This window comes from Luethyella okanaganae (assembly GCF_042660285.1).
Classification (GTDB): domain Bacteria; phylum Actinomycetota; class Actinomycetes; order Actinomycetales; family Microbacteriaceae; genus Luethyella; species Luethyella okanaganae.
In genome coordinates this window covers 1,258,981-1,265,395 of record NZ_JBHSTP010000001.1, presented here as the reverse complement: position 1 = coordinate 1,265,395, position 6,415 = coordinate 1,258,981, and the positions used below count along the sequence as shown (strand labels likewise).

9 protein-coding genes are annotated in these 6,415 nt (G+C 61.6%); 7 read left to right on the top strand and 2 right to left on the bottom strand.

Annotated features, from left to right (window positions below; translation table 11 throughout):
* On the top strand, positions 1–222 hold a 222-nt coding region (locus ACFQB0_RS05955; RefSeq protein ID WP_386728744.1), incomplete at its 5' end, for a hypothetical protein.
* Positions 223–486: 264 nt separating this feature from the next.
* Here ACFQB0_RS05955 and ACFQB0_RS05950 read toward each other — a convergent pair.
* On the bottom strand, positions 487–624 hold the full coding sequence (locus ACFQB0_RS05950; RefSeq protein ID WP_386728743.1) for a hypothetical protein: 138 nt from the start codon (positions 622–624) through the stop codon (positions 487–489).
* 350 nt (positions 625–974) lie between these two features.
* On the opposite strand from ACFQB0_RS05950, the gene ACFQB0_RS05945 reads away from it, so the two are divergent.
* The 6 genes from ACFQB0_RS05945 to ACFQB0_RS05920 all read left to right on the top strand — a co-directional run bounded on the left by ACFQB0_RS05945 (position 975) and on the right by ACFQB0_RS05920 (position 5,129).
* Complete coding sequence (locus tag ACFQB0_RS05945) at positions 975–1,985, top strand: RICIN domain-containing protein (protein ID WP_386728740.1); 1,011 nt, start codon at positions 975–977, stop codon at positions 1,983–1,985.
* Positions 1,986–2,767: 782 nt separating this feature from the next.
* Complete coding sequence (locus ACFQB0_RS05940; protein WP_386728737.1) at positions 2,768–2,986, top strand: hypothetical protein; 219 nt, start codon at positions 2,768–2,770, stop codon at positions 2,984–2,986.
* A gap of 26 nt (positions 2,987–3,012) precedes the next feature.
* Positions 3,013–3,198: a hypothetical protein gene (locus tag ACFQB0_RS05935; protein WP_386728735.1), complete on the top strand. Its 186-nt coding sequence runs from the start codon at positions 3,013–3,015 to the stop codon at positions 3,196–3,198.
* A gap of 518 nt (positions 3,199–3,716) precedes the next feature.
* Positions 3,717–3,947: a hypothetical protein gene (locus ACFQB0_RS05930; protein WP_386728732.1), complete on the top strand. Its 231-nt coding sequence runs from the start codon at positions 3,717–3,719 to the stop codon at positions 3,945–3,947.
* Positions 3,948–4,048: 101 nt separating this feature from the next.
* Positions 4,049–4,270, top strand: a complete 222-nt coding sequence (locus tag ACFQB0_RS05925; protein ID WP_386728730.1) for a hypothetical protein — start codon at positions 4,049–4,051, stop codon at positions 4,268–4,270.
* A 430-nt stretch (positions 4,271–4,700) separates the two neighbouring features.
* Entirely contained in the window at positions 4,701–5,129 is a 429-nt protein-coding gene (locus ACFQB0_RS05920) for a hypothetical protein (protein WP_386728728.1), read from the top strand.
* Positions 5,130–5,517: 388 nt separating this feature from the next.
* Here the strand turns inward: ACFQB0_RS05920 and ACFQB0_RS05915 are convergent, their stop codons facing one another.
* A complete protein-coding gene (locus ACFQB0_RS05915; protein ID WP_386728727.1) occupies positions 5,518–6,243 on the bottom strand; it encodes a hypothetical protein in 726 nt (241 codons plus the stop codon).
* Positions 6,244–6,415: the final 172 nt, after the last annotated feature.

Genomic DNA, 6,415 nt, shown 5'->3' with positions numbered 1-6,415 from the left:
GTCACTACCTACCTCGAGGGAACGTGTGATAGTCATCCGCAGTCGAGCGTGACGTTCAACCGGCCTCTCGGCTCGTCGGACGGAGGCGCTTCCGTACCCGCCGAGATCTCGGCCACGAAAACCTTCGGGTGTCCAGATTCGACCGTTGTCAGTCTGCTAGATTCGACCATTGTCAGTCTGGTGGATTCAACCATTGTCAATCTGGTGGATTCCGAGTATTGAACCACGATATCGCAGCGCGAAACGCCAAGCGGGGGCAGGTGTCCCCATTGATGGTGAGAGCGTGCGATGCGAACGACCCTCTCCAGAAGTGGTCTCTGCCCAAGTGATCTCCTCCCCATAAAGGGCTGACGACTGACCGGCACTGCGACAGTGGTGCCGGTCAGTCGCGTTCGCAGCCGATGCGAGCAGGTCGTGTTGCGGGGACGAAGGTGTGCAGGATCTTGCCGACCTCGGACCTCTCGAACTCGTCGGCCGGGGCGCGTCTCATGCGGAACATTCCGGCCAGTCGACCCACTGGGAGTCGTCATAGTACTTGGTGTCGGTGATGTTCATCGAGTCCTCCTTGACGCCGCCTGAGCAGCCAGGCTCCACGCCCAGCTCTGCATCCGTGGTCTTGTGCACTCATTTTCATCGATGAGCCGGCGACCCGACGTTGGTGATGGTCGAGCTTCCTCGCGAAAGTCGACGCCACTCAGGCCCCTTTTGGTCCTCAATTCGGCGCAAGATGTTGAGCCACAGGTTGTATTGAGGCTTGGGTTCTTGATCAGTACGTTCGAATCATGAACCCGAGAATTCGATCCCCCCGGACGGTCGGCGCAAGCTCTGTCGCGGTCTTGCTTGTAGGAGCCGGGCTTGTGACCGGCGTTAGTGCAACAAGCAGCAGCGCTGCGGCAGACATAGAACATGTCTTCAGAACGCCGCAATCGCAAACGCACTACACGTTCCCGCCATCGTCTACTCCGTTCAGCTCAGTGTCATTCACAACTAAGGTCGACACCGACCCTGGGCCGACAGCGAGGGTCTACTGGTCCCATTTCTTCAGTTTCGCCGACAAGGGCCCCCGCGGAAATCAGGGCGATGCCTATACCGGAATGCAGGTCACCGGTGCTGGCAACGAGCGTTTGTTCCTCTTCTCGGTCTGGAATGCGACCAAGGACGAGGCCAAGGCCGGCTCACCGGGAAGCTACTGCGTTCCGTTCGACGGAGAGGGGAAGGGGATGAGTTGCCGGATGGCGGTTGATTGGGTCGCGGGTCATACCTATCGTTCCGACGTGAAGCATGAGGGTGACCGCTGGTTCAGCGTCACTGTGACCGACGAGGACACCAGCGAATCCTTCGATCTGGGAAGAATCCGCGCAGGGGCTGACGCGATTTTGCGTGACGGGATGACCGACTTCACCGAATACTTCGAGTGGAGCAACCCGAACTCATCGTGTTTTGATCAACCGTACTCGAGCGCGACGTTCAGCCTGCCTCTCGCCTCGAGCGGCAAGGTCCCCGAAATCGCCGAGATCTCGACCACGGCGACCCCCGGGTGTCCAGCATCGACCACTGTCACCCCGGTCCTCAATGGATCGCGCCATGACGACGCAGTGGGAAACACCGTGCGGGGGCAGGTGTTCGACTCCAGCGGAAACGTCATGCAAGGAAGTCTCTCCGGATCCCCTGTTACCTTGAGGAAACCGCGGGAAACCAAGCACCAAGCATGGGTCTACGCTTGGGACAGCACGCTTCGCCTGCCCGAGAGCGACCAGTGCTTGACTATGACGACTCCCGGTGGTGCCGTTGCCATGACAGGTTGTCGCGCAGATTCATCGCAACAATGGACCTACAGCGCGAGCACTCAGCACTATGTCTCTAACGGCCTGTGTCTCACGACCCAGGCGGGTTGGTACTCCGCATTGACAGTGAGCGCGTGCGATGTGAACGACTCCAGCCAGAAGTGGACTCCGCCAAGTGATCCCCTCCCCGCAAGGGGCTGACCGGCAGAGCTGTGGGGACATCGCCAACACAGCCTGTGCGCTGTCCGGGGTGGAGGACCGTTATGGCTGTTGGTGCGCAGAACTCCTCCGTGACCGAAGCCACCACTGGATTAGCGCAGCGACACCGCTACCGATAACGAACACGTACCAGATCTGGACGGCGAAGGTGAAACTGACGACCAGGCCACAGAGAAGAAAGGCGGAGAGCGCTCCGGCGACGGCGGCGGCGAGTGCGTACCTCACGATGTAATCGGATTCCACAGGATGGTGAATGCGATGCTCGCGAAGACGCCGGCGCACTGGAACGGATAGTCACCGCACCACTTATCCAAATCAACTCCCTGACGACCCGGTTGCGCTGCCTGCCAAGCGAGCACGTTGAACGACCTCTTGAAACTGCCGTTCTGGCAGTATAGGGGACAGTTCGTTTGGAAATCGCCAAACGATACAACTCAACAAGATGCTAGTCATGAAACTTGCAGGGTTCAGCGTTCGCATGTCCTCCATGTTGCTGGGACTCGCTCTGGTGCAGCGGTCGCGGTACCCGCTGCTGCAAACGCCAGCACCTCGGATCTGTCACCGGCGGCCGTGAGCGCCGCTTCGGCAGAGATCCCGGAACAGCCCCTCAAGCAGACTCGTCGACCGGCTGGGTCGTCGACCCGGAGACACCCGGGGCGGTCGCTGGCGCCATGGACTACGTGGCCGACGGCTCACGGTCACTGCCTCGCGCAGACCCTTGGACTCGCACCTGCGAGCGGGGCTACGGCACCGAGACGTGGAACGTGGTCCGCGCTGACGCTTGCGCCGGTACGATCACCTACTACAAGAATGGTGTCAGGCAGAAGTCCGTGAACATCCTCGCCTACCAGGCGTCACAGCCGACAAACCGAAGCGGCGCCGCGCTGGACGCATGGTGTTCCGCGCACAGCTTCCAGTGCAACGGGCTGTACCTCCTCGCGGGTGTCGCACTGAGCATCCTGTTCGGCGCACTCAACTCATAGGCGCGATCAACGAAGGAGAATGCGTCATGAATCCCTGGGCCCGCACCGCTGCGATCGCTGTAGCCGCCGCGGCGTTTACCTACCTGATATTCGGGTTGCTGTTCGGGTTCGGGTACACGACAGCGCACTGGTACCTTCCGGTCCTCGCCGCCGCTCTATCGGGGACCGTCATGCGCTTTCTCGGGCGGCGACGCTCACGCGACGTGAGCTGATCTAGACCCATCCGTAATAGCGACCCGCGGTCGCATGCCGCCGGTCCCCTCCACAACAGGTGGAGGAGACCTTCGTAGGTTGCCGATAGGAACGACCACGAGAACGCCCATGACAAGGACAAGAGAAATGTCTTCTTGATGGTCACGCGTCCAGACTCATTCGCTCAAGAATGTCGCCTGTCGGCGGTTCTAGGCGCGCCGTAGAGGGACGTAGCGGATGAAGCACCCCTGGACTTTGCTCCATGCAGCGCTCTTTCCGGTCGTCAGATCGTACTCTGTGCCGTATACGCCCAGTTGGGATCGGTCACCACCGGAAAAGCGATGTCTTCGCTAGACAGATCGATGCGGTCAGAGTTTTGCCGTCCCAGGACAACTCGGTGTCCAATTGTCGGCCAGCCTGAGCTATGGCCCAAAGGGTGGTCGAGGATGCATCTGTGGACAGCTCAGCACGTACCCAGTAGGTTCGATAGGACGTGAGTCCCGACGAGGGGCTCGAGCCCGAAAGGAGATGAGGAACGATGAAGCGGAAGCTCGCACTCGCGTTTGTCGCATTGACGGTTCTGGTGGGTGCCAGCGGCGCCCAGGCAGCTCAGGCCTACGACCCGGGGGAGTACTACTTCTTCTCCAACGAAGGAGCCTGCCTCGGGGCGATGGATCGGATGGCCAGGTCGGGCTTCGTGATCACGCACTACTGCACCTACCAATTGCAGCAAGGCAGTAACCTGCCCTGGTTCTTTGCCGCCCGCTGACCTGCGGAGATCGGGCACCTCAAGAGCGCAACGATGACGTTGCAGTGGGCTTGACTGCGCGAAGGCACACGGGTGGGACGCGGTCGGGTGCGATCCACTTCATGAAGCTGCTCGCCGACGCGTCCGCGTGCGGGATGCCACGCAGGGGTGTCGTCATGCAGCATCCCGACGTTGAAACGCCGCCTCAGTACGCCACGCTCGTCGCCGAGCTGAACAAGCTGGTTGGTACTGCCCGGACTCGTGCCGATCGGGCCGCTCTGCTGGTTGTGGTCGCGGATACTCTCAGTGATTGGGTGAGCGGTAACCTGACGGTCAACCGGTGAACCTCATCGGGTGCGGCGTGGGCGAAGGATGCGAACGGTGGGGAGCTGCCGACGTCGTACACCGTCGATGGGAACGTGCTGACGCAGCATGTCGACCACCGCGGGGCGGCATATCCGGTTGTCGCTGACCCGTCGCTTCAGTGCGATTGGGTTTTCTGCACCCTGATGTACAACAAGGGGGAGACGCAGACAATTGCGACATGGGGTGGCATTGCCGGCGTCCTCATTACTGCGGGCTGCGCATCTCTCGCCGGACCTATCGGCGGGCTTTCCTGCGGTTTCGCGGCTGCGTACGCTAGCAGCATGGCTCAGCAGGCACTCAACCAGGGGAAGTGCGTCGGCGTGCGAGCGTTCATTTACGTCCCCCAGCCGACCGCTCACATGGTGATTGAGCCCTGCTGAGACTGGCAGCTATTCGAAGGGAGCTGTGATGCGTGAATCCACTAGGGACGTTGTTGACACCCGTCCTGTCGTGCCCGAACTTGGCTGGCCGTTGGTGCTGTCCCTTGTCGTGCTGACGGCGGTGACGGCGGCCGCGGGCATCTGGATGGTTCAGGGGCAGGGTGTGCCGATCTGGCTGACGTCGCTGCTCATGGTGGTGGTGATCGTTGATGCGTTCTCGCTGCCGGCGTTGAACCGTCGGGCACGAGCAGCCAGGCACATTCCAGCATGGGGGCGGAAGTTCTCGGCCGTTGTGATTGGGGCGGGTGTGGTCGTTCCGCTTGCGGCGCTGTTCCCGGCGGCCCTGGACCCGCACCAGTGGGGCTGGGTGATGATCGTCATCGCCGGATTCGAAGTCGCTCTTCTGCTTGTCTCGGCAGGAGTGAGTGTTCGGCTCCGACAGGTCGCGCACTCATAGCGAATTGAGGTGCTGCTGGATGCCGATTGGTGCCCAGCAGCACCTCGCCTGTCCGCCGTTGCATATGTGGCTAGCGATTCTCCGTCCCGACGTGCCGGCAGTAGACATCGCTAGGTAGGTCGTATGGGTCGTCGCGCGTGTAGACATCAGAATCTGCTGATAGCTACGTTACTGATGGTGAAGTTGCTTAATCGGATTTCCACAAAGCTCGCCGGGTTTCGAAGCTTAGGCCCCCTTCACCGGGCATCTTTGCGGGCGGGGGTGGCTCATACAGGAATCACGTTCTGCTGGGCGTCCCGAAAAGGTCAGCGCGTCGACGAGCGTCGCGGTGGGGGATCCGCATACGGCAGCTGACGCTCAGCTGAACGAGCGGCGATACGGAATCGGGCTACTGCTCGCAGACGAGCGGGCCGTCGGTGGTCCACCAGACTGGGTCGGTGCCGTCCCCGTGCAAGACAAGGTCTGCCGTACGGTCGTGCCATTCGAGTGTGTACCTACCCCGAGAGAACGGTGTCTGGCCGTCGTCCGCCGTGTAGTCGCGGGTCCACTGCACCATCACGGATCCGGGTTGCACGATTCCGGCGCTGCCACCGCCCGCGAGCAGGAAGGACCATTCGCTGACCACGATGCGGCAGCCTCCATCACTTTGGCCTGGCAGCACGGTGTACGAGGCTCGGTTGAGCAGCTGGAATCCGCTGACAATCGCGGTCGCCGGAAGGGAGATCGCCACGAGGGCGACAAGTACTGAAGCAAAGGCGATCCTTGACCGTCTGCCGCGGCGCGTGGGATTTGGCGGGCTGACGATGGCGCCGCAGATGATCGCGGTGATGCCGATTGCGATTGCGGTGATCGCGATCTCGAACAGTGTCGGAAACCACTCCCCGACGATCAGCGTGAGCAGATGCTCGTCTTCGCGCCCTGATCTGAGCAGATGACCGTATGCGATCGCGCCGATCAGCACCGCGACGAGCAGCGATCCCACGCCTACGAGACGGATCATGCCGGACCACCGGGCGCGCACGGCCGATACGGTTCCGGACGCCAGTCGCTGGTCCTCGACGGACGGAGCGAACGCAGCCTCTGGCGACTCGACATCATTCGACTGGCCACCCATGGAATCACCATAGGCGCAGCCGGGTCGCTGGGCAACCGGCCATCGGACGTCGATGCTCTCTCTGGACCGCGGTCTATGCGGAGGGTTCGTCCTTTGGGTCAGGGAGGTAAGCGGTGATATCGATCGGTTCAGTCGGCGGTAGGTCGATCGCGGATCTGGTCATGGCGACTCC